At 45.2% G+C, this 593-nt stretch carries 1 protein-coding gene; it reads left to right on the plus strand.

Annotated elements, in window-relative coordinates; translation table 11 throughout:
- A partial coding sequence (locus R7190_RS29035; RefSeq protein ID WP_318138088.1) for an extracellular solute-binding protein occupies window positions 1-593 on the plus strand: 593 nt, incomplete at both ends.

Raw genomic sequence — 593 nt, forward strand, 5'->3', positions numbered from 1 at the left:
CGATCTTGACACCAACTTCCTAGATAAACCATTTGATCCAAACAACAACTACTCTATCCCTTACATTTGGGGTGCGACGGGCATTGGTATCAACGCAGATATGCTAGATAAATCGTCTGTTTCTAAATGGGACGATTTCTGGGATAGCAAGTGGGAAGGCCAACTAATGCTGATGGATGACTCTCGTGAAGTCTTCCACATTGCATTAACAAAGCTTGGTTACTCGCCAAATACAACGAACCCAGATGAAATCAAAGCAGCTTATGAAGAGCTGAAAAAGCTAATGCCAAACGTATTGGTATTCAATTCTGATTTCCCAGCAAACCCTTACCTTGCAGGTGAAGTGTCTCTTGGTATGCTTTGGAACGGCTCTGCTTACATGGCTCGTCAAGAAGGTGCGAATATCGACATCATCTGGCCTGAAAAAGGCACCATTTTCTGGATGGACAGCCTAGCAATTCCAGCTGGCGCGAAAAACGTAGATGCTGCTCATAAGATGATCGACTTCCTACTACGCCCTGAGAACGCCGCTAAGATTGCACTAGAGATTGGTTACCCTACTCCAGTTAAGACGGCACATGAGCTGCTACCAA

Source organism: Vibrio sp. 1078-1 (assembly GCF_033340475.1).